This is a genomic window from Kribbella antiqua, from assembly GCF_004345665.1.
Taxonomy (GTDB): Bacteria; Actinomycetota; Actinomycetes; order Propionibacteriales; family Kribbellaceae; genus Kribbella; species Kribbella antiqua.
Window position 1 is genome coordinate 74193 of sequence record NZ_SLWR01000018.1, and the last position, 21321, is coordinate 95513.

Genomic DNA, 21321 nt, shown 5'->3' on the forward strand with positions numbered 1-21321 from the left:
GCAACGCTGTCACACTGGACCGATGGCCGAACCACTCGTCGTCGCGGTCGTCGGCCCCACCGCGGCCGGCAAGTCCGACCTGTCCGTTGCCCTGTGCAAGCGACTGCACGGCGAGGTGGTCAACGCCGACGCGATGCAGGTCTACCGTGGCATGGACGTCGGTACGGCGAAGATCGGTCCGGCGGAGCGCGACGGCGTACCGCATCACCTGCTCGACATCCTCGACGTCACCGAGACGGCGACCGTGGCCGAGTTCCAGGAGCTGGCGAGACAGGCGATCGACGACTGCATCGATCGCCACACAGTCCCGGTCCTGGCCGGCGGCTCGGCCTTGTACGTCCGGGCGATCCTTGACGACTTCGCCTTCCCTGGCACGGATCCCGCCGTACGGGAACGCCTCGAAGCCGAGCTTGGTCAAAAAGGGTCCGGGGCGATGCACGACAAGCTCAAGGACGTCGACCCGAAAGCGGCCGAGCAGATCCTGCCGAGCAACGGGCGGCGGATCGTGCGGGCGCTGGAGGTCATCGAGATCACCGGCGGGCCGTACGTCGCGACCTTGCCCGAGCACAAGTACGTCTATCCCGGGGCCGTCCAGCTCGGACTCGACGTACCGAGGCCGGTGCTGGACGAGCGGATCGGCCGGCGGGTGGACCGGATGTTCGAGAACGGTTTCGTCGACGAGGTGCGCGAGCTGCTCGGCAAAGGCCTCCAAGAAGGCAAGACCGCGAATCGGGCGCTCGGCTACTCGCAGGTGATCGCGTTGCTGAACGGCGAGATCAGCGAGGCCGAGGCACGGGAGCGGACCGCCCAGGCGACCCGCAGGTTCGCGCGCCGGCAGGACTCGTGGTTCCGTAAGGACCGACGCATCACTTGGCTGCGGTACGACGACCCGGACCTGACAGCCAAGGCACTCGAAGTGATAGCCGAAGGCAACCGAAGGGGGATCGCCGGCGTAGTCGAGGTGGAAGAAGGCCCAAGGTTCAACACAGGGGCCGTTGATGCGAGGGGGTGACCGTGAGGCCGAGTTCCGCGAGTACCTGCTCGCGGATCGAACCCGATTGATGAGGACGGCACTGCTGCTCACCGCGGGTGACGTGCACACCGCGGAGGACCTGGTGCAGACCGCGTGTACGCGCGTCTACGTGCACTGGCATCGGATCCGGCACGAAGGCGCCGGGCCGTATGCGCATCGCATCCTGGTCAACGCGTTCCTGGACGAGCGCCGCCGAGCTGGTCGCCACCCCGAGGTGGTGACCGCGGAGACGTTCGAGCCGAGGCTGAGCGACGAGGTGGATCCGGTCGACACCCTCGCCGTACGGCGTGCCCTGCTGGAGCTCGCGCCGCGGCAACGGGCCGTGCTCGTACTGCGGTACTTCGAGGATCTCGACGTCGCCAGCTGCGCGCGGATCCTGGAGTGCACCGAGGGGACCGTGAAGAGCCAGACCGCCAAGGCTTTGAAGAGACTCAAGGATCTGATGAGCGAGGAAGATCCTGCGACGGGGAGTGCCTAAGCCCGACCAGGGCGGTGGGGCGGGGAAGAGAGAACTAGTGGACGAGGACATCAAGAAACTGTTGGAGGGGTTCGCCGACCGTACGGCGGACGGGCTTCCACCGGCCGACATCGACGCGGATGTCGCCCGCGGCCGCCGTGCCCTGCGCCGGATCAAGCGGCGCCGCCGGGTGACCGGCGTACTGTGCGTCGCCGCGGTCTCGGCCGCCGTACTCGCGATCGGCAACCAGGTGAAGTGGTGGAACAACGGCACCAGTGAAGTCGCGACCGGCGAAGCCGAGAAGACCGCCGGCCCGACACCGTCACCGACGGCCAACGGCGAGACGATGTCGATGTTCGCGACCGGCGCGGCGGTGGAGCTGGTGGCGAACAAGCAGACCTGGAACACCATCGGCTGCTCCCTCGCCCCGAAGAACTGGACCCCCGAGACCCCGATCGCCGCGAACCGTGTCGTCCTCACCCCGCCGACCGTGCGTACGGCGGACACGACCGCCAAGCTGGTGATCGAAGCGGCCCCGCAGGCGCGCAGCCTGATGTCGGTGCGAGTCACCGACTCGGGTGGCAAGGCCTACCACTTCGGCACCCTCGACGGCCGGACCGCCGCTCAGGTGAAACTCGCCGACCGGTGGCTCCTGGTCGAGGTCCCGGCCCACAGCCAGGACTGGAACGACGACCTGCTCCGCCGCTTCCTCGCTTCCTGCACCGTCAACTAGGCGCGCCACAACTGGCGTCGGCGCCGACTTCGGGATAGGTAAGGCTTGTCCCTGTACGCCGACGTTCGGAGACGCTGGTGAAGAAGCTGGTCGCATCCCTGTCCGCTGGTGCGCTTGTCCTGTCCGCCCTGACGGCGAGCGGCGCCGTCGCGAGCACACCTGAGCCGCCGGTCAAGAACCCCACCTCGATCGGGTTCGGTGGTGCCGTCTCGTCGGTCGATCCGGAGGCGACCAACATCGGGCTCGGCGTCCTGCGCCTCGGCGGCAACGCGGTCGACGCCGCGGTGGCCACGGCGGCCGCGCTCGGCGTGACCGAGCCGTACTCCGCCGGCATCGGCGGTGGCGGGTACTTCGTCTACTACAACGCCAAGCAGCGCAAGGTGTTCACGATCGACGGCCGCGAGACCGCGCCGGCGTCGATGTCGGACACTGCGTTCATCAACCCCGCGACCGGCACGGCGTACCCCTTCGCGCAGCTGGTCACGTCCGGCAAGTCGATCGGCGTACCGGGAACGCTGGCGACCTGGGATTCCGCGCTGCGGCAGTGGGGTTCGCTGTCACTCGGCAAGGCGCTCAAGCCGGCCGCCGACCTCGCCGATCGCGGCTTCGTGGTGGACCAGACGTTCCGCGGCCAGACGCTCGACAACAAGACCCGGTTCGCGCAGATCCCACCGACCGCGAAGCTGTTCCTGCCGAACGGTGACGCGCCGCTGGTCGGCTCGGTGTTCAAGAACCCGGAGCTCGCCGACACGTACAAGCTGATCGGCAAGCAGGGTCCGTCCGCGTTCTACGGCGGACCGCTGGCGGCGGAGATGGCGGCGACGGCGCAGAACCCACCGAAGACAGCGGACGCCGTGCTGCCGGTGTTCCCCGGATACCTCACCACCGGCGACCTGGCGTCGTACAAGGTGATCGACCGCGCGCCGACGAAGGTCCGGTACGACGGTCTGGACGTCTACGGCATGGCGCCGTCGTCGTCCGGCGGCACCACGGTCGGCGAGGCCCTGAACATCCTCACGCCGCAGCACCTCAGCCAGCTGACGACACCGCAGGCGCTGCACACCTACCTGGAGGCGTCGGCGCTGGCGTTCGCGGATCGGGCGAAGTACGTCGGTGATCCGGCGTACGTGAACGTGCCGACGCAGGAGCTGCTGTCGCCCGGCTTCGGCGCCGAGCGCTCCTGCCTGATCGACCCTGACCACGCAGCGACCAAGCCGACCGCGGCGGGCTCACCCGATGGGTCCTACTCGCCCTGCACCGCAGGTACGACGACCGTCGAGCGGCCGGACACCGAGGGGCTGTCGACGACGCACCTGGTCGCCGCGGACCAGTGGGGCAATGTCGTCTCCTACACGCTGACGATCGAGCAGACCGGTGGTAGCGGCATCACCGTCCCCGGTCGCGGCTTCCTGCTGAACAACGAGCTGACCGACTTCTCCGCCGTACCGGTCGCGGGAGATCCCAACCGGATCGAGGCGGGCAAGCGGCCGCGGTCCTCGATGTCGCCGACGATCGTGCTGCGCGGCGGCAAGCCGTTCATCGCGCTGGGTTCGCCGGGTGGTTCGACCATCATCACGACGGTCCTGCAGACGTTGACCAACCGGCTCGACCGCGGCATGACCCTGCCGCAGGCGATCGCCGCTCCGCGCGCCTCGCAGCGGAACACCGCGGCCGTGACGGCCGAGCCGCCGTTCATCGACGCCTATGGCCCCGATCTCACGGCGCTCGGCCACACGCTCGTCCCCTCCGGCGACGCCTTCACGTCTGCGGCCGAGATCGGTGCGGTCGCGGCGCTGGAGTTCCTGCCTGGCGGAGCGATCCTGGCAGCGGCCGAACCAACCCGTCGCGGTGGCGGCGACGCGGGCACGGTCTGGCCTATAGCGAAGTGATGATCGCGGCGACCAAGGCCGCGCGTTCGGCAAGGCTCGCCGCGATCACCTGCTCATGGACGGCGTGGGCTCCCTTACCCCGGGGGCCCAGGCCGTCCAGGGTTGGCACTCCCAACCCGCCGGTCAGATTGGTGTCGGCTGCGCCCGCTGCAGCCGCGCCGCCGATCGTCTGACCCACCGACCGCGCCGCCTCGGCCACCGCCGCGAGCAATTCAGCACTCGCTTCCGACGGCTGCCACGCCGGCCGGTTCGACATCACGGACACCTCGAGCCGCGCCTTGGGCCGCACGGGCTCGAGCGCCGTCACCGCATCGAGTACGGCGCGCTCGGTCTCGGGATCCACGAACCGGAACCCGAGCTCGGCCGACGCCTTTCCAGGTACGACGTTCGTCCGGCCGCCGCCGCTGATCGTGCCGACGTTGCAGAGCACATCGTCGTACCCGGCGACGAGTGAGCGGACCACGAGCAGTTGGTCGACGAGTTCGTCGATCGCGGAGGCGCCGGTGCCGGGATCGAGCGCGGCGTGGGCTTCGCGGCCGGTGACCTCGATCCGGACCCGGCTGCTGCCGCGTCGAGACGTCTTCAGATCGCCGTTGGGATGCGGCGACTCGAAGCCGAACGCCGCGTATGCGTCGGCCGACTCGGACTTGACCAGCTCGCGTGCGGTCGGGGATCCGATCTCCTCGTCGGCGATCACGACCACCCGCACCGGTCGATGGTCGCGCCCGTCGACCAGCTCGAGCGCGGCCTCCAGGACGACGAGGCCGCCCTTCATGTCGAACACTCCCGGACCGCGGACGACGCCGTCTCGCTCGCGCCAGGGCATCGACTCGAGCTGCCCGAACGGCCAGACCGTGTCGTGATGCCCGAGGAACAGCAGCGGCGCCTCCTCGGCGCGCGGACCCTCGCCGGGGAAGTCCGCGACGACGTGATCACCCGTCGCCGCGTGCTCTCGTCTCGCCGTACCGCCGAGGTCGGCGTACCGTGCGAGGAGCCGGTCGGCGAAAGAGTTCAGCGCCTCGGCCGCGCCGGTTGGCGTCTCGTGTTCGACGTATGCGCGAAGCCGGTCGAGCAGGCGGTCGAGGTCCATGGATAGTCAACGTATCACGATCCGGATGTCGATTGACTCGCTGTGCGGGAGCGGGATGTACTGCAGGGGCAGCAATGATCCGTTACGTATCTTTGGAGGCGTCCGAGTGATCCAGCCCAGGGTGATCCAGGAAGACGGGGTCCGGACCGTCACGCTGACGACTCCGGCTCGGTATGCGGAGGCCGCAGCGCTGTACCGGGAGGTTTTCGGCTACCAGGACCCCGAGTACGGCCTGAATCCGCGGTTGCTCGCCGCGCTCACCTCCAACGGCGGCTCGGTCGTCGGCCTGCTCGACGAGGCCGACAAGCTCGTCGCCTTCGCGTACGGCTTCTGCGGCACTGACCGCCGCGGTTTCTACCACTACTCGCAGACGGCTCTCGTCGCCGCGGACCACCAAGGCCACGGTCTCGGCCGCCGGCTCAAGTACGCGCAGCGCGAGGTCGCGCTCAGCCACGGCCTGAACCGGATGCGCTGGACCTACGATCCGTTCCAGATCCGCAACGGGCACTTCAACCTCGACGTCCTCGGCGCGCGCGGCCGCTGGTTCACCCCGGACGCCTACGGCCCCGGCATCGACCGGGTGACCGTCGAATGGGACTTGCGGATCGAGGAGCCCGCGCCTTCACCAGCCGCGCCCGAGCTGGGTGAGGCCGACTGGGGTGTGGTCGGCGGCGACGGCGAGCGGTCGTGGCTGGCGTTGCCGGTCGACCCCGCCAAGCAGGAAGCATTCCGCGATCAACTCCGCGCTGCCTTCACCGACTTCCTCGGCAAAGGCCTCGTGGCCGGATCGTGTCAGGTGGTCGGCGGCACCGGCGTCTACCTCTTCGGAAAGGACGCCGGATGAGCGAGGCCGACAAGGCGCGGAACCGGGAGCTGACCAGCCCGCACGAGCGGTACGACGCCCGGCTGCAACGGCGATCGTCGACACTGTTGCAGCGGCGCGTGGTCGAGCAGGAACGCGCCTCGATCGAGGAAGCTCTGGACGAGATCCTCGCCGACGACTCGATCGCGCAGGCGGCGGCCCGGATTGTCGCCGCCCGCCGGCGCTTCATCGTCGGCTCCGCCAAGTCGTTCTCCTACGCGTCACTGCTCGCCTTCGATCTCAGCGTCGGCCTGTCTCAGGTGACGCTGATCGACGGCACAGTCGTCCGCGGTGTCGACGTACTGTCCGATGTGCGGTCGAGCGACCTGATGGTGGCGTTTTCGCTGCGCCGGTACCGTCGCGACACCGTCGAGCTCGCGCAGCGCTTCGCTGAGGCGGGCGGTGAGCTGATCGCCATCACCGACTTCGAGGACGCGCCGCTGGCGAAGATCGCGGACCAATCCATCTACGTCGCCACCGGTAGCGCGTCGTACGTCGACTCGCCGACCGTGGTAGCCGCCGTACTGCATGTGCTGGCGACATTGACCACGGCGAGTGCGAAGGGTGCCCGGAGACGGCTCGGCGAACGCGATCGGCTCAACACGGAGCTGGGGCTGTATGTCAACTGAGCTGAAGGTCATCGCGGCCCGGCTGCATCGGGTTCGGTTGCCGCTCGTGCACGAGTTCCGCACCAGCTCGCATCGCAAGACTCTGCTGGATCACATCCTGGTCGAGCTCGAGGACGCCTCGGGCGCGGTCGGGTGGGGCGAGATCGCGTCGCCGTCGGATCCCTACTATGCACCGGAGACGGTTGAGACGTGCTGGCATGTTGCCGAGCGCTACCTGCTGCCGGCGGTGCTGGGGCAGTCGTGGGAGCGGCCTGAGCAGGTGTCGCAGTTCTGGGCCAAGGTGCGCGGCAACCAGTTCGCCAAGGCTGGTGTCGACGTCGCCGCGTGGGTGCTGTGGTCTGAGCTGCAGGGCGTCTCGCTGGCTCAGGCTCTCGGCGGTACTCGCGCCGAGGTCGTCGCCGGGGTGTCGCTGGGGATCGAGCCGACCATCGACGACCTGCTGGCCGAAGTGCGTCGTCAGGTGGCGGCCGGCTATCCCCGCGTGAAGCTGAAGATCGCGCCTGGCTGGGATGTCGAACCGGTACGCGCGGTCCGGGCCGAACACCCGGAGCTCGATCTCCATGTCGATGCCAACGGCATCTACACCGATGACGAGCCATTGCTGGCGTTGGATGAGTTCGGTCTCACGATGATCGAGCAACCCTTCGCCCCGCGGAATCTGCTGGCGCACTCCCGGCTGCAACAGAGCATGCAGACCCCGATCTGCCTGGACGAGAGCATCGAGACCCTCGACGACCTGGAGACGGCGCTCTCGATCGAGGCGCTGCGCGTGCTGAACATCAAGGTGTCACGGATGGGCGGTCTGACCGCCGCTCGCGCTGCTCACGACCGCGCGAAGCAGGCCGGCATCCCGGTCTGGTGCGGCGGCATGCACGAGTTCGGCATCGGCCGTGCCGCCAACGTCGCCATCTCCAGCCTGCCCGGGTTCACCCTCCCATCGGACGTGTCCGCCTCGGAGAAGTACTACGCCCGGGACGTCATCACCCCACCGGTCGTCGCCGAGCACGGCGTCGTACAGGTGCCCAAGGCAACCGGTCTCGGTCACGCGGTCGATACTGACCTGATCGCGGCCCACACTGTCGCCACGCTGTCGCTCTGACCACAACAGGAGCGGCTCCATGCGCAGGGCACTGACCGGTGGACTCGTTGTCGACGGCACCGGCGCGGAGCCGGTCGCCGCGACCGTGCTGGTGGACGGCGGGCGGATCACCGCCGTACTGCCACCCGGCGAGGAGCCCTCCGGCGCTGAGCTGATCGATGCCACGGGCAACATTGTGGCGCCTGGCTTCATCGACCTCCACTCGCACGCCGATTTCACCGCCGAGTCGTCGCCGCAGGCTTCCACTCAGCTCTACCAAGGTGTAACGACACTCGTCACCGGGAACTGCGGCTGGTCGCCGTTCCCCATCACCGATCTCGACCAGATGAAGGCCGGTACGGCGTTCCTCGGCACCGATCTCAGCTGGTCGTGGCACGACGTCGCCGGGTTCACCAACGCCCTGGGCAATCTCGCCATCAACCTCGGCCTGCAGGTCGGGCACTCGGCGCTCCGGCTCGCGGTGATGGGCAGCGCCGAGCGCGCGCCATCGCCGGCCGAACTGCAGCAGATGCAAAACCTACTGCGTGAGGCAGCAGATCAAGGAGCTGTTGGCTTCTCGACCGGGCTGATCTACGCGCCCGGAGCCTTCGCCGATTCGGCCGAGGTCGCGGCGCTGGTGGCGACGGCGGGGGAGTGCGGTCTGCTCTACTCGACCCACATCCGCAACGAGGCCGCTCAGCTGCTCGACGCCCTGGACGAAGCTGTAGAAGCCGCCCGAGCTGCTGGCGCCCGGCTGGAAGTCTCGCACCTGAAGGCAAGCGGCAAAGCCAACCACGGCTTGGTCGGAGCCGCGCTCGAACGCCTCGATCAAGCCCGAGCCGACGGCGTGGACGTTGGCTGGGACGTCTACCCGTACGACGCCTCCAGCACCACGCTCACCACCTGGCTTCCCACCTGGGCGATGGACGGCGGGACGGCCGGCCTCCTCGCCCGCCTCGCCGACCGGGCGGAACGTCAACGGATCGCAGCCGAGATGGAGCTCGATGCTCCCGCCATCGTGATCGCCTCCCTGCCACCCGGGAAGTACGACGACTGCCGCGGCCTCAGCGTCGCCGACATCGCCCAGCGAGACGAGGTCGATCCGGCCGAGGCCATCCTCCGCATCCTCGAGCACCACCAGGCCGCGGTCAGCATCATCAACCACACGATGAGCGAAGCCGACGTCGTCACCGTCCTCCGCCATCCCATGACCAGCATCGCGAGCGACGGCTGGATCCTCAGCGCCACCGGATCCGCTCACCCGCATCCGCGTAACTTCGGCACCTTCCCCCGCGTCCTCGGCCGCTACACCCGAGACCTCGGCGTGCTCACGCTCCCCGAAGCCATCCGTCGGATGACCTCGCTCCCGGCCTCACGACTCGGTCTGTCCGACCGGGGTGTGGTCAAACCCGGCGCCGTCGCGGACCTCGTCGTACTGGATCCGGCGCGGGTCGCCGACAAATCGACGTACGACGATCCGTGGCAGCTGTCGGTTGGCGTCGAACACGTCCTCGTCTCGGGCGAATCGGTCCTCACCAACGGCACACCCACGGGCGCTCGTCCCGGTCGCGTGCTCAGGTCTTCTTGAAGCGCTTGGGACCGGTCGGCAGCGGGGGAGGAGCAGCCGCTGGCTCGTCCTCTGCTGGCTCCAGCCATCCGTCGTACTCGTTGAGGAGGTATTCCAGCCCGGCAGGGTGCACATTCCGGGCTACGACCACCCATGGATGGTCCTGGTCGTCGTCCTCGCCGTGGAAGCGCCCGCTTCGCACCTCACCACGCAGCAGCCCGGCCACCGCCTCGGCGTCGTCCTCTTCCCAGAAGTACGCAACCACCTCATCACCCACGAACCAACGATACGGCTACCTGGCCAAGATGGTGGAGATGGGCTTCTTCGCACCAGACTCCGCTGCCCGAATCAGGCTGGTGTCCATCTTTAATTTGCCGCGGGCAACCTTTCCCCTCACCGCCGGGGGGTCCAAGGTGTAATGCCCGACTTTGTGCACGGTTCGACCACGACACGCCGCGGCGCCATGGTCGAGCGGTGCACAACGTCGCCAGTAGCCAGTCGTTCACCGCGACAGCGCCGTACCGCACGGAACCGGGGACGACTGGGGAGTCCGGCCTGCCGATTCAGGTGGGTAGCGCTCCCCAGTCCCGCTCGACGATCACCCAGGCCGTGGCCTCGGCAGGGATTCTGGCCTGCCCGTAGGATTCGGGTATGAGCACTTTCCCCTGGGCGAAGGGGCATGGCACGGAGAACGACTTCGTGTTGTTGCCCGACCCCGACGGATCGATTCACGGGGACCTCGACGCCGGGCTGGTGCGGTTCTTGTGTGATCGGCACGCGGGGATCGGGGCGGACGGTGTGCTGCGGGTGATCGAGGGGAGCAAGCAGTCGTACGTCGAGGACGGCGGCGACTGGTTCATGGACTACCGGAACGCGGACGGGTCGATCGCGGAGATGTGCGGCAACGGCGTCCGGGTGTTCGTCCGGTACCTCGCGGACGAAGGACTGACCGACGGCAAGCCGGTCCGTGTCGGGACTCGCGCGGGAGTCAAGGAGGTCGTGCTCAACGACGACGGCACGCTGACCGTTGACATGGGCGAGCCGACGCTGCCAGATCCGGCGGGCGTCGTCGTGGAGGCGAACGGCCATCAGTGGCCGGCGTTGCATGTCGACATGGGGAATCCGCACGCTGTTGCCTTCGTGGACGATCTGCGCGAACCCGGGCACCTCGTCGATCAACCGGTGTGGTCGCCGGAAGAGGCTTTCCCAGCGGGTGTGAACGTCGAGTTCGTCGTACGCAGAGGCCCGAACGAGGTCGCCATGCGGGTCCACGAGCGTGGGTCGGGGGAGACGCGGTCCTGCGGGACGGGTACGTGCGCGGTGACGGTGGCGTCGGCGCGGCAGGCGCGGCAGGAGTTGCCGGTTACTTACCGTGTCGGCGTACTGGGTGGTTCGGTCACCGTGACGTGGCGGGAGGACAACCACCTGGAGCTGACCGGGCCGGCCGTCGTACACGCTCGGGGGGAGTTCGATCGCGCGTGGTTGCCGGCCTGAACGGGAATTCAGGTAACGCCTAGGGCGTTGACGTGGGAAATCGGGTCGCTTGTACTGGTGGCCCGTGCCACGATGGAAGGTATATGACGACCCATTCGAACTTTTACGACGAGACCTCCGACGTCGAACTTGACCTCATTGAGGGCGATGACTCCGGCGATTCGTTGACGGGTCACGACTCAGAGCTGACCACCGAGGGCCTCGATCTCGAGGAACGCCAGGCGCTACGGCGCGTGGTCGGTATGTCGACCGAGCTGACCGACATCAGCGAGGTCGAGTACCGCAAGCTCCTGCTCGAGCGCGTGCTCCTGGTCGGTGTCTGGACCGAGGGCAGCGCCGAGGACGCGGAGAACTCGCTGGCCGAGCTGAAGCTGCTCGCCGAGACGGCCGGTTCCGAGGTGCTGGACGGCGTGATCCAGCGGCGGAAGAAGCCCGACCCAGCGACCTTCATCGGTTCCGGCAAGGTCGCCGACCTGCGCGACCTGGTCGCGTCGCTCGGCGCCGACACCGTGATCGCCGACGGCGAGCTGGCCCCCGCGCAGCTGCGCAACCTGGAGGACAAGCTCAAGGTCAAGGTGGTCGACCGGACCGCGCTGATCCTGGACATCTTCGCCCAGCATGCGAAGAGCAAGGAAGGCAAGGCCCAGGTCGAGCTGGCCCAGCTGCAGTACATGAAGCAGCGGCTGCGTGGTTGGGGTGGCAACCTGTCCCGCCAGGCCGGTGGACGCGTCGGTGCGGCCGGTGGCGGTATCGGTGGCCGTGGTCCCGGTGAGACGAAGATCGAGACCGACCGGCGCCGGATCAACACCAAGATCTCGAAGCTCCGGCGTGAGCTGAAGGACATGAAGGGCACCCGCTCGACGATGCGCCAGGAGCGCCGCCGGCACTCGATCCCTTCGGTGGCGATCGCGGGTTACACCAACGCCGGCAAGTCCTCGCTGCTGAACAAGATCACCGGCGCCGGCGTGCTGGTCGAGAACGCGCTGTTCGCGACCCTCGACCCGACGACCCGGCGTACGACGACCTCCGACGGCCGGGTGTACACGTTCACCGACACCGTCGGGTTCGTCCGGCACCTGCCGCACGACATCGTCGAGGCGTTCCGGTCCACGCTGGAGGAGGTCGCGGACGCGGACCTGCTGCTGCACGTGGTGGACGGCTCGCACCCGGATCCGCTGGCGCAGATCCAGGCGGTTCGCGAGGTGCTGAGTGAGATCGGCGCCGCGGACGTCCAGGAGATCATCGTGATCAACAAGGGCGACATCGCGGATCCGATGGCGCTGGCGCCGATCCTGCACCGCGAATCGCGTGCGCTGGTCGTGTCGGCGCACACCGGCGAGGGCATCGACAAGCTGCGCTCGCTGGTCGAGGCGTCGCTGCCGCAGCCGGACATCGCGGTCGATCTGCTGCTGCCGTACGACCGCGGCGACCTGGTCTCCCGGATCCACTCCGAGGGCTCGGTCGACCAACTCGAACACACCGCCGACGGCACCAGACTCACCGCCCGGGTCCATCCAGACCTGGCCGGCGACCTCACGCCGTACCAAGTAGCAACAGCCCTGTAACGCAGAAACGGCCCCGGGAAAACCCCGGGGCCGTTTGCTGTGGTGCGGTTAGGGCTAGCTGCGCTTGGACACCAGGACCTTGATGGTGGTGTTGTTGCGGGACAGGACCTTGATGTTGACGCCGTTGTTCGGCACCTTCACACCGGCGGTCGGCTGCTCGGCGTACCAGTAGGTCTTGCTGTCGTTGAAGGTGGATACGCCGTTCTGGCCGCGGATGTAGCTGGCCTGGCCGTTGATGTGGAGGCTGAACGAATCAGCCGTCTCCAGTCCGAACGGAGCGTCGTACCCGCCGACTCGCGGCCGCCAGAGCGCGCCGTCGAGACGGTTGATCGGCACCGGGTGCGAGTCGATCGGCAGGATCTTGCCTTCGCCCGGGTGCTGGTTGGTGTTGTTGTTGGACTGCGAGGTGTCCCAGTACCAGAGCAGCAGGCCGTCCTGGTACGGGAAGTGCTCGACCTTGTCGGGCAGCGTGCTGGCCCAGCCGAAGTTGTACGGGCCGGTCTTCAGGTACTGGTCGTGCGACACGTAGTTGATGTGCGACGCCAGGTAATAGTTGTCGAACAGCGTGGTGATGGACGCACCGGCCGGGGCGAACCCGTTGAGCGTCCAGCCCTCCGGCGTCGCCTCCGCACCCGAGTCGACCAGCGTGGTCGAACCGGCGATCACCTTGATGTCGTCGGCGAAGAACCCCTTGCCGCCGTCGGCCGGGTCGGTGGTGTAGCGGAACTGCAGTCCGATCGTCTTGCCGGCGTACGGCGTCAGGTCGAACGTCGCCGCGACCCAGCCGGCGCTGGTGCCGTCGATGCCGTTGCCCTCGGTGGCCTTGGTGATGCTTCCGGCGATCGGCTTGTAGCCGGTGCCGTCGTTCACCTCGACGTACGCGTAGTCACACGCGGTCGAGCCGCAGTCCTCGATGTCCCAGTTGGCCTGGAAGCTGAGGGTCGACGTACCGGCCGGCAGCGTGACCTGACGGTTCATCGTGTGGGTGAAGTTGTTGCCCTTGCCACTCCACCAGGACTTGGTGCCGGTCTTCGGCGCGACCAGGTCGGTGACAACCTGCTTCTTCGGCAGCGTCACGACCAGGCCCTGGGCCTTCTTCGAGTTGTACTCGTGCGGGCCGAGCTCGACGGTCCGGTTCTGGCCGGCCGCGACGATCTCGTAGTCCAGCCAGCCGAGCTGCAGCTTGTCCCAGGCGCTGAAGTCGGCCGCCTGCTCGCCGATGCCGCCGTCGCTCGGCTTGCTGACCCGGCTCTGCGCCATGATCGACCACCAGTTGACGCCGTTCTCCACTGCGGCGCCGGAGGTGTCGTAGTGGTCCGGCAGGCCGAGGTCGTGGCCGTACTCGTGCGCGAAGACGCTGATGCCGCCGTTCTCCGGCTGGATCGTGTAGTCGCCGACCCAGAGGCCGGTGTCGCCGATCTGCGCGCCGCGGGCCGGGTTGTTCGCCGGGCCGCCGGGGAAGCCGACGTACCAGCGGTGCGACCAGATCGCGTCCTCACCCTGCCACGGGTCGCCGTCGGCCTGGTCGCCGCCGGCGTGCACGATCTGGAAGTGGTCGATGTAGCCGTCCGGCTCGTTGAAGTTGCCGTCGCCGTCGAAGTCGTAGCGGTCCCACTGGTCGAACGACTTGAGGTCCGCGGAGATCTGCTCGCTGGTCCGGCCGGCTGCCTTCTGGTCGGCGACCCACTGGTTGACCGCGTCGCGGATCAGGTCCCAGGTGTTGTTGCAGACGTTGCCGGTGCACGGGAAGCCGTTCGACCGGCCGTACCGGGCCTCGTTGTACTTGACCTTGACCCAGTCGGTCACGGTGCCGTCGACGCTGTAGCGGCCGGAGGACTGCTTCTCGTAGTAGTTCTTCACCGAGTTGCCGGTGCCGAAGTACAGGTCCTGGAAGTGCTGGCGGTCGTAGTTCGAGCTCCAGACGGTGGAGTTGTCCACCGTGCGGTCCGGCTCCGGGATCGCGTTGTTCAGCGGTCCTTCGAAGGTCGCCGGGCCCGGGAAGGCCGCCGAGGTGTCCTTGTCGGGGTAATCGGGGTGCCGCTCGTTGCCGAACTCGGCCAGCACCACGAAGATCTTGTCGGTCTTCTCCCGGGCGAGCTCGACGTACTGGTCGACCCGGCCGGTGGTGGCGTTCACTACGCCCTTGGCACCGACGGGCTTGCTGCCGAGCTTGACGACCGTACTGCCGCCACGCTGCTCGGTCTTGGCGGTGCCGTTGAGCACCTTGGTGAGCGCCTCCTGGCGCAGTTCGCGGCGCTTCTCCTCCAGTGGGCTGGACAACTCGTCCGGCGCCGACGCCTCGCTGGCGACTGGCGCGGTACCCACCTCCTGGGGCGTTGCGGCGTTGCCGGCTTGGGCAATGCCCACCCCGGCAGTCGCCGCCAGAGCCAGGCTGAAGAGCCCGGCGGGTAGCTTGCGCACGTCTTCCCCTCCATGTTCTGCCGCGTGGTGACGCGGAGTGTCCATAGCTTCCCCGAGCGTGTTTTGCGCGAGAGTACGGGGAAAACCGGCGTTCCTGAAGCGGACGGCGGAAAATCCCGGAAACGGGCGGGGAAACCTGCGCCATCGGTGGAACTACTCACGCACGAGAGCCGTCCGGATTGGCAGACTGTCCGCGTGGAGCGTGATTCGGTCGACCTGCTGCAGCCGCTGTGGCGCGCGCTGGTGGTCTTCCGGCTGATCACCTGGGTCTTCGCCGTCTTCGGAGTCTGGAGCCGGTGGGACGGGATCGTCCGGCCGTACGGCGCGGTGCTCCAGTTGGCGATCATGGCCGTCTGGACGGTGATCTCCTCGATCGGCTACAGCCGCCGCTGGGGGCGCCGCAACACCCGGCTCGCCTTCGCCGACCTGATCATCACCGTCGGCTGCATGTACGCGACCTTGCTCGCGCAGCCGCTGATCGATATCCGCGGCGGCGCTTCCGTGCTGACCTCAGTCTGGGCGGCCGGGCCGGTGATCGCGCTGGCCATCTCGCGTGGTCGCGACGGCGGCCTGCTCGGCGCCGCGACGGTCAGCCTCGCGTTGCTGTCGTTGCGGGGTGTCGAGAACGCCTCGAAGATCCTCGCCAACGTGCAGCTGCTGCTGGTCGCCGGCCTCGTCGTCGGGTACGCCGCCACGACGATGCGCCGGGCGGGAGCACGGTTGCGGGAGGCAATCGCCGCCGAGAGCGCCACTGCCGAGCGGCTCAGGCTCAGCCGGTCGATCCACGACGGCGTCCTGCAGGTGCTGGCCCAGGTGCAGCGGCGCGGTCACGCGATCGGCGGTGAAGCGGTCGAGCTGGCCAAGCTGGCCGCGGAACAGGAAGTTGCCCTCCGCATCTTGATGTCGTCCCGGCCGACTGTTGCCGAGGGCGACCGGGTCGACCTCTGCGGATTGTTGTTGCCGTTGGCCACCACACGGGTCGATGTCGTCGTACCGGCTGCTGCTGTCTTGCTGCCGGCAACGACCGTTGGTGAGGTCGTTGCCGCGGTCAAGGAGGCGCTTAGCAACGTGGACAAGCACGCCGGCCCGGAGGCCCGGTCCTGGGTGGCGGTCGAGGACCTCGGCGAAGAGGTGCTGGTGTCCATCCGGGACGATGGAGACGGTACGACGCCCGACCGGCTGGAGCAGGCCCGGTCCGACGGGCACCTGGGGGTCAGCCAGTCGATCCGCGGCCGGATCACCGATCTGGGCGGCACAGTCGAGGTCCGGACCGCCCCTGGAGAGGGAACCGAGTGGGAGCTGAAGGTAAGGACATCGTGACGCGCGTAATGATCGTCGACGACCATCCGATGTGGCGCGAGGGCGTCGCCCGGGATCTGGGCAGCCGGGGGTACGACGTGTGTGCGACGGCGGCGGATGTGTCCAGTGCGGTCAAGATCGCGCTGGCGACCCGCCCTGACGTGGTGGTGATGGACCTGCAGCTTGGTGATGGCTCTGGCGTCGACGCGACCCGGGAGATCACCGCCGCGCTTCCTGACACCCGGGTGCTCGTGTTGTCGGCCAGCGCCGAGCATGTCGACGTACTGGATGCTGTGAAGAACGGTGCGTCCGGCTATCTGGTGAAGTCCGCGTCGTTGGACGAGTTCGACGACGCAGTACGGCGTACTGCGGAAGGGGATGCCGTTTTCAGCGCTGGGCTGGCTGGACTGTTGCTGGGGGAGTACCGACGGCTTGGAGCCGGGCCGGAGGTGCCACAGCTGACCGAGCGGGAGACTGAGGTGCTCCGGCTGGTGGCACGCGGGCTGACGGCTCGGCAGATCGCCACTCGACTGGTCCTGTCGCACCGGACTGTGGAGAACCACGTGCAGAACACCCTGCGGAAGCTGCAGCTGCACAACCGGGCCGAGCTGGTCCGCTACGCCATAGAACACGGGATAGACGCCCCCGAGTAGTCCCCCGGGTGTCGAGGACGTTCTGCACGTAGACGTCCTGGGAGATGGCGACCATGTTCCAGCCGCGACCCGGTCGCTTGTGCGATTGTCCGGCGTACGGCTTGAATGCCTCCATACACTGTGCGTTCCACGCCTGAGTGGTCTGCTCTCTGTCACGACACCCGTACGGCGGGTGCCCAGCTCCGGAGGCTGTTGTGAACCGGTCGTCCCTGGTCCGTGCGCTGCTCGCGTTCTTCGTCCTGGCGGCGTCGACGTACGTCGTACTCACGGCCAAGCCACAGCTCGGTCTCGACCTGCGCGGCGGGACGCAGATCGTGCTGGAGGCGAAGGACTCGCCGACGGTCAAGGCGACCAAGGAGACCACCGACCAGGCGACCACGGTGCTGCACCGCCGGATCGACGCCCTCGGGGTCAGCGAGCCGAACGTGACCCGCCAGGGCGACAACCGGATCATCGTCGAGCTGCCCGGCGTACAGGATCCACGCGAGGCCGCTCGGGTGATCGGGAAGACCGCACAGCTGACCTTCCATGAGGTGCTCGACCAGGTCGCCTCCAAGCCGGCCAAGCCTGCCGCCGGGGAGGTGTACCTGCCCAGCGACACCGGCCAGGGATTCCTCCGGCTGGCGAAACCGGCGATGACGGGGGAGATGATCAGCAGCGCCGACGGCCGGCTCGACCCGCAGCAGGTCGCCCAGGGCTGGTTCGTCGAGCTGAACTTCAAGGGCGACGGCGGCAAGATCTGGGCGAACATCACCGGCAAGGCCGCTTGCCAGCCGGTCAACACTCCGCCGCGGATGATCGCGATCGTGCTCGACGACGAGGTGATCAGCGCCCCGCAGGTCGACCCGAACGGCGGCAACCAGCTCTGCAACACCGGCCTCACCGGTGGCACCAGCACGATCAGCGGCACCTTCACCGAGGAGGAGGCCAAGGACCTGGCCGCGCTGATCGAGGGCGGTTCGCTGCCGGTGCCGGTCGAGGTCATCGACCAGCGCACGGTCGGCCCGTCGCTCGGCAAGGACGCGATCCAGGCGAGCGCGCTGGCCGCGATCATCGGCCTGGCGCTGACCGCGCTGTTCATCATCGTGGTCTACCGCCTGGTCGGCCTGATGGCCGTCCTCGGCCTGATCACCTACTCCGGGATGTCGTACGCGGCTCTCACCGCGCTCGGGGCGACACTCACGCTGCCCGGCTTGGCCGGGTTCGTCCTCGCCATCGGTATGGCGGTCGATGCGAACGTGCTGGTCTTCGAACGTGCTCGTGAGGACTACATCGCGGGCCGCACCGACGGACTGCGCCGATCGCTGCGCAGCGGCTTCCAGAACGCGCTGTCTGCAATCGCCGACTCGAACATCACCACCCTGCTCGCCGCCGGTCTGCTGTTCTTCCTGGCCGCCGGTCCCGTCCGCGGCTTCGGTGTCACGCTGAGCATCGGTGTGGTCGCGTCCATGCTGTCCGCTCTGGTGGTGACGCGCGTACTCGCGGAACTCCTGGTGTCCCGCGGTTTCGTACTGCGGCGTCCGGGGCTGAGCGGGATCGCCGGGCACGGCCGGGTCCGGACCTGGCTCGAGGCGCGGCGTCCGTCGCTGATGAAGCACAGCCGGCGCTGGCTGCTGATCACGGTCGTCGCGATCGTCGTCGCGGTCGCGGGTGTACTGGTGCGCGGGCTGAACCTCGGTATCGAGTTCACCGGCGGGCGACTGCTCGAGGTCAGTACGGCGCAGCGGATCACGCCGGATCAGGCGCGCGCCGCGGTCGCCGAAGCCGGGTACCCGAACGCCGTTGTACAGGCATCAGGCACCGACGACATCACCGTTCGGACGCAGACGATCAGCGACGACGAGGCGGAGAAGATCCGCGAGTCGATCTCCCGCATCGGCGGCGGGACCGAGCTGATCCGCAACGAGAGCATCGGCCCGTCGCTCGGTGAGGAACTCAGGAACAAGGGGTTGATCGCGCTCGGGATCGCCTTGCTCGCGCAGTTGCTGTATCTGGCCGCGCGATTCCGATGGACGTTCGGCGCGGGTGCGGTGCTGGCGCTGCTGCAGAACGTCGCGGTCGTGGTCGGTGTGTTCGCCTGGACCGGCAAGCCGATCGACGGCATCTTCCTGGCCGCGATCCTGACCATCATCGGCTACACCGTGAACGACTCCGTCGTCGTCTTCGACCGCATCCGCGAAACCCGCAACGCCCGGTCCACCGACAACCTGGGCACGGTCATCGACACCGCGATCGTGAACGTGCTGCCGAGAACCATCAACACCGGTATCTCGACGTTGTTCATCCTGAGCGCGTTGCTGTTTCTGGGCGGCGACTCCCTGGCCGACTTCTCCCTCGCGCTGCTGCTCGGCATTCTGGTCGGCACATACTCGTCCAACCTGACCGCAGCCCCGCTGCTGCTGGAGCTCGAGCGTCGGTATCCGGCTCCGCCGCCGCGCCCCAAGCGCCCCCAGGTAGACCGGGACGCCCAACCAGACCGCGGCGCCGTCGTCTAGTTATCCACAACCGGCGGCGTCGGCGAGGAAATCTGTCCGTCTTGGGGGCTAGGGTGTGGCGGTGGGTGTCGATGTGCGTGAACTGCTCGAAGCCGCTGTCTCCGGGATCAACGGGCAGACCCGGCCTGGTCAGGTGGAGATGGCCGAGGCCGTCAACAACTCCATGCACGACGGTTCCCACCTCCTGGTCCAAGCAGGCACCGGCACCGGCAAGTCCCTCGGCTACCTCGTGCCGGCCTTGGTGCACGCGATCGAGGACCGCCGCGTCGTCGTCTCCACCGCGACCCTCGCGCTCCAGTCCCAGCTCGTCGACCGCGACGTCCCCGCGCTCCTCGACGCGACCGAAAAGCTGCTGCCGCGCAGACCGTCGTACGCGATCCAGAAGGGACGCAACAACTACGCCTGCCTGCACCGCATCCGCGAAGGCGCGCCCGACGACGACGGCATGCTCATCGACGTCCCGCCGCCCGGCGCGATCGGCCAGCAGGTGCTCGAGCTCCGCGACTGGGCCGAGCAGCAACTCAAAGACGGCGAGGCAGGCGACCGCGACCACGCGCCCTCGCATCAGTACCAGGCCTGGCAGCAGGTCTCCATCGCCGCCCGCGAGTGCCTGGGCGCCGAGAAATGCCCGTACGGCGAGGAGTGCTTCGCGGAGAAGGCCAAGGACCAGGCCCGCAAGGCCGACATCGTCATCACGAACCACGCGCTGCTGTCAATCGACGCCTTCGAGAACCGCATCGTCCTGCCCGAGCACGACGTCGTCATCGTCGACGAGGCCCACGAACTGCCTGCCCGCGTCACCAATGCCGCGGGCGACGAGCTCTCACCGCAGATGGTCGAGCGCGCCGCCAAACGCTCCCGCCGGTTCGTCGACGACGACAAGGCCGACGACCTGATCGACGCCTCCGACGCGCTCCGAGCCGCCCTCGACGGTTCGCGCGAAGGCCGGATCGAAGCCTCGAACGGCCCGGTTCTGGAAGCAGCCGCGCTGGTTCGCGACGCCGCCCGCGCGCTGTACTCCGACCTCAACAAGAAGTCCGACGACAAGGACGACGACCCGGACGGCGCCAAGCGGCAGTCGAAGGGCGCGGTCAAGGAGATCTTCGACGTCTCCGAGCGCGTCGCGGCCCTGAGCGATGCCGATGTGGTGTGGATGGTCGACCGTGATCGCTTCGGTCGTGAGCTCCGGATCGCTCCGTTGACCGTCGCCGGTCTCCTGCGGGCCTTGGTGCTGAAGGACCGGACCGTCGTACTCACGTCCGCGACGCTGACCCTTGGCGGTGACTTCGACGCGATCGCGCGGCAGGTCGGTCTGCGTCCGGCGGACAAGCTCTCTTCAGATGACGAGATGCCGGAGCTGGAGGACCCGTCCTCCGACACCGGCCCGTTGCCGTGGCGGGGGCTCGATGTCGGCTCGCCGTTCGAGTACGAGAAGCAGGCGATCCTGTACGTCGCCAAGCATCTGCCGCCACCGCATCGCGACGGACTCGGCCAGAAGCAGTTCGACGAGATCATCGACCTGGTCACAGCCGCTGGTGGTCGGACTCTCGGCCTGTTCTCATCCCGCCGTGCGGCCGAGGCGGCGACCGCAGCCGTCCGGGAAGCGACGGATCTCAAGGTGCTCTGCCAGGGTGACGCCCAGCTGGGGGAGTTGGCTCGCGAGTTCGTCGACGATCCGGAGACGTCGCTGTTCGGCACACTCTCGCTGTGGCAGGGCATCGACGTACCGGGCTCGACCTGCAATCTGGTCATCATCGACCGGGTCCCGTTCCCGCGCCCGGACGAACCGCTGATGGCTGCCCGCCAGCGCGCCGTCGACGAGGCCGGCGGCAACGGCTTCATGTCGGTCGCCGCGACCCATGCCGCGCTGCTCCTCGCGCAGGGGACCGGCCGGCTGATCCGCCGCAGCAGCGACCGCGGCGTGGTCGCCATCCTCGACCCGCGCATCGTCACCCAGCGGTACGGCGCCTTCCTGCGCGCCTCCTTGCCCCCGATGTGGCCGACCGCCGATCGTGAGAAGGTGCTTGGCGCGTTGAAGAGACTGCAGTCGTCATGA

At 68.1% G+C, this 21321-nt stretch carries 17 protein-coding genes; 14 read left to right on the top strand and 3 right to left on the bottom strand.

The genetic code is table 11. The features are described 5' to 3' along the window. Positions 1–22: 22 nt before the first annotated feature. The 4 genes from miaA (at position 23) to ggt (ending at position 4112) form a co-directional block, all read left to right on the top strand. Positions 23–1012 (top strand): tRNA (adenosine(37)-N6)-dimethylallyltransferase MiaA, encoded by a 990-nt coding sequence (miaA, locus tag EV646_RS36695; RefSeq protein WP_132157064.1) that lies wholly within the window; start codon positions 23–25, stop codon positions 1010–1012. Further along, positions 999–1511, top strand: a complete 513-nt coding sequence (locus EV646_RS36700) for a SigE family RNA polymerase sigma factor (RefSeq protein WP_132157066.1) — start codon at positions 999–1001, stop codon at positions 1509–1511. The genes miaA and EV646_RS36700 overlap by 14 nt, the downstream gene beginning before the upstream one ends. Positions 1512–1548: 37 nt before the next feature. Next, a complete protein-coding gene (locus EV646_RS39140; protein ID WP_158291116.1) occupies positions 1549–2223 on the top strand; it encodes a hypothetical protein in 675 nt (224 codons plus the stop codon). Positions 2224–2300: 77 nt separating this feature from the next. Next, complete coding sequence (gene ggt / locus EV646_RS36710) at positions 2301–4112, top strand: gamma-glutamyltransferase (RefSeq protein WP_241996566.1); 1812 nt, start codon at positions 2301–2303, stop codon at positions 4110–4112. On the opposite strand, the gene EV646_RS36715 is transcribed toward ggt, so the two are convergent. Further along, a complete protein-coding gene (locus EV646_RS36715) occupies positions 4099–5202 on the bottom strand; it encodes a M20/M25/M40 family metallo-hydrolase (RefSeq protein ID WP_132157070.1) in 1104 nt (367 codons plus the stop codon). The genes ggt and EV646_RS36715 overlap by 14 nt on opposite strands. A 106-nt stretch (positions 5203–5308) precedes the next feature. Here EV646_RS36715 and EV646_RS36720 point away from each other — a divergent pair, with 106 nt between their 5' ends. The 4 genes from EV646_RS36720 to EV646_RS36735 are packed head-to-tail and all read left to right on the top strand — an operon-like array spanning position 5309 to position 9359. Continuing rightward, positions 5309–6046 carry a GNAT family N-acetyltransferase gene (locus tag EV646_RS36720; RefSeq protein ID WP_132157072.1) on the top strand — a complete coding sequence of 246 codons (738 nt, stop codon included), beginning with the start codon at positions 5309–5311 and terminating at the stop codon, positions 6044–6046. Continuing rightward, complete coding sequence (locus tag EV646_RS36725) at positions 6043–6693, top strand: MurR/RpiR family transcriptional regulator (protein WP_132157074.1); 651 nt, start codon at positions 6043–6045, stop codon at positions 6691–6693. The genes EV646_RS36720 and EV646_RS36725 overlap by 4 nt, the downstream gene beginning before the upstream one ends. Then, positions 6683–7792, top strand: a complete 1110-nt coding sequence (menC, locus tag EV646_RS36730; protein WP_132157076.1) for an o-succinylbenzoate synthase — start codon at positions 6683–6685, stop codon at positions 7790–7792. The genes EV646_RS36725 and menC overlap by 11 nt, the downstream gene beginning before the upstream one ends. A 19-nt stretch (positions 7793–7811) precedes the next feature. Continuing rightward, positions 7812–9359, top strand: coding sequence for an N-acyl-D-amino-acid deacylase family protein (locus tag EV646_RS36735; protein ID WP_132157078.1), 1548 nt, complete (start codon positions 7812–7814; stop codon positions 9357–9359). On the opposite strand, the gene EV646_RS36740 is transcribed toward EV646_RS36735, so the two are convergent. Beyond that, on the bottom strand, positions 9346–9615 hold the full coding sequence (locus EV646_RS36740; protein ID WP_132157079.1) for a hypothetical protein: 270 nt from the start codon (positions 9613–9615) through the stop codon (positions 9346–9348). The genes EV646_RS36735 and EV646_RS36740 overlap by 14 nt on opposite strands. A gap of 374 nt (positions 9616–9989) precedes the next feature. Between EV646_RS36740 and dapF the strand changes: the two genes are divergently transcribed. Beyond that, the gene (dapF, locus tag EV646_RS36745) at positions 9990–10832 is read left to right on the top strand and encodes a diaminopimelate epimerase (protein ID WP_132157081.1); all 843 of its coding nucleotides are present in this window, start codon (positions 9990–9992) and stop codon (positions 10830–10832) included. Positions 10833–10915: 83 nt separating this feature from the next. Further along, positions 10916–12397, top strand: a complete 1482-nt coding sequence (gene hflX / locus EV646_RS36750) for a GTPase HflX (RefSeq protein WP_132157083.1) — start codon at positions 10916–10918, stop codon at positions 12395–12397. A gap of 54 nt (positions 12398–12451) precedes the next feature. Here hflX and EV646_RS36755 read toward each other — a convergent pair whose 3' ends face one another. Further along, entirely contained in the window at positions 12452–14818 is a 2367-nt protein-coding gene (locus EV646_RS36755; RefSeq protein ID WP_132157085.1) for an immune inhibitor A domain-containing protein, read from the bottom strand. Positions 14819–15013: 195 nt separating this feature from the next. Between EV646_RS36755 and macS the strand changes: the two genes are divergently transcribed. The 4 genes from macS (at position 15014) to EV646_RS36775 (ending at position 21321) form a co-directional block, all read left to right on the top strand. After that, a complete protein-coding gene (gene macS / locus EV646_RS36760; protein WP_132157087.1) occupies positions 15014–16138 on the top strand; it encodes a MacS family sensor histidine kinase in 1125 nt (374 codons plus the stop codon). Continuing rightward, complete coding sequence (locus EV646_RS36765) at positions 16135–16770, top strand: response regulator (RefSeq protein WP_241996567.1); 636 nt, start codon at positions 16135–16137, stop codon at positions 16768–16770. Before macS ends, EV646_RS36765 begins: the two co-directional genes overlap by 4 nt. Positions 16771–16964: 194 nt before the next feature. Then, on the top strand, positions 16965–19265 hold the full coding sequence (gene secD / locus EV646_RS36770; protein WP_132157089.1) for a protein translocase subunit SecD: 2301 nt from the start codon (positions 16965–16967) through the stop codon (positions 19263–19265). Positions 19266–19320: 55 nt separating this feature from the next. Next, positions 19321–21321: an ATP-dependent DNA helicase gene (locus tag EV646_RS36775; RefSeq protein ID WP_132157091.1), complete on the top strand. Its 2001-nt coding sequence runs from the start codon at positions 19321–19323 to the stop codon at positions 21319–21321.

Excerpts from the sequence above, each read along its gene's own strand:
- menC (WP_132157076.1), top strand. The coding sequence starts at position 6,683 with ATGTCAACTGAGCTGAAGGTCATCGCGGCCCGGCTGCATCGGGTTCGG.
- EV646_RS36715 (WP_132157070.1), bottom strand. The coding sequence starts at position 5,202 with ATGGACCTCGACCGCCTGCTCGACCGGCTTCGCGCATACGTCGAACAC.
- EV646_RS36725 (WP_132157074.1), top strand. The coding sequence starts at position 6,043 with ATGAGCGAGGCCGACAAGGCGCGGAACCGGGAGCTGACCAGCCCGCAC.
- dapF (WP_132157081.1), top strand. The coding sequence starts at position 9,990 with ATGAGCACTTTCCCCTGGGCGAAGGGGCATGGCACGGAGAACGACTTC.
- hflX (WP_132157083.1), top strand. The coding sequence starts at position 10,916 with ATGACGACCCATTCGAACTTTTACGACGAGACCTCCGACGTCGAACTT.
- miaA (WP_132157064.1), top strand. The coding sequence starts at position 23 with ATGGCCGAACCACTCGTCGTCGCGGTCGTCGGCCCCACCGCGGCCGGC.
- EV646_RS36700 (WP_132157066.1), top strand. The coding sequence starts at position 999 with ATGCGAGGGGGTGACCGTGAGGCCGAGTTCCGCGAGTACCTGCTCGCG.
- EV646_RS36735 (WP_132157078.1), top strand. The coding sequence starts at position 7,812 with ATGCGCAGGGCACTGACCGGTGGACTCGTTGTCGACGGCACCGGCGCG.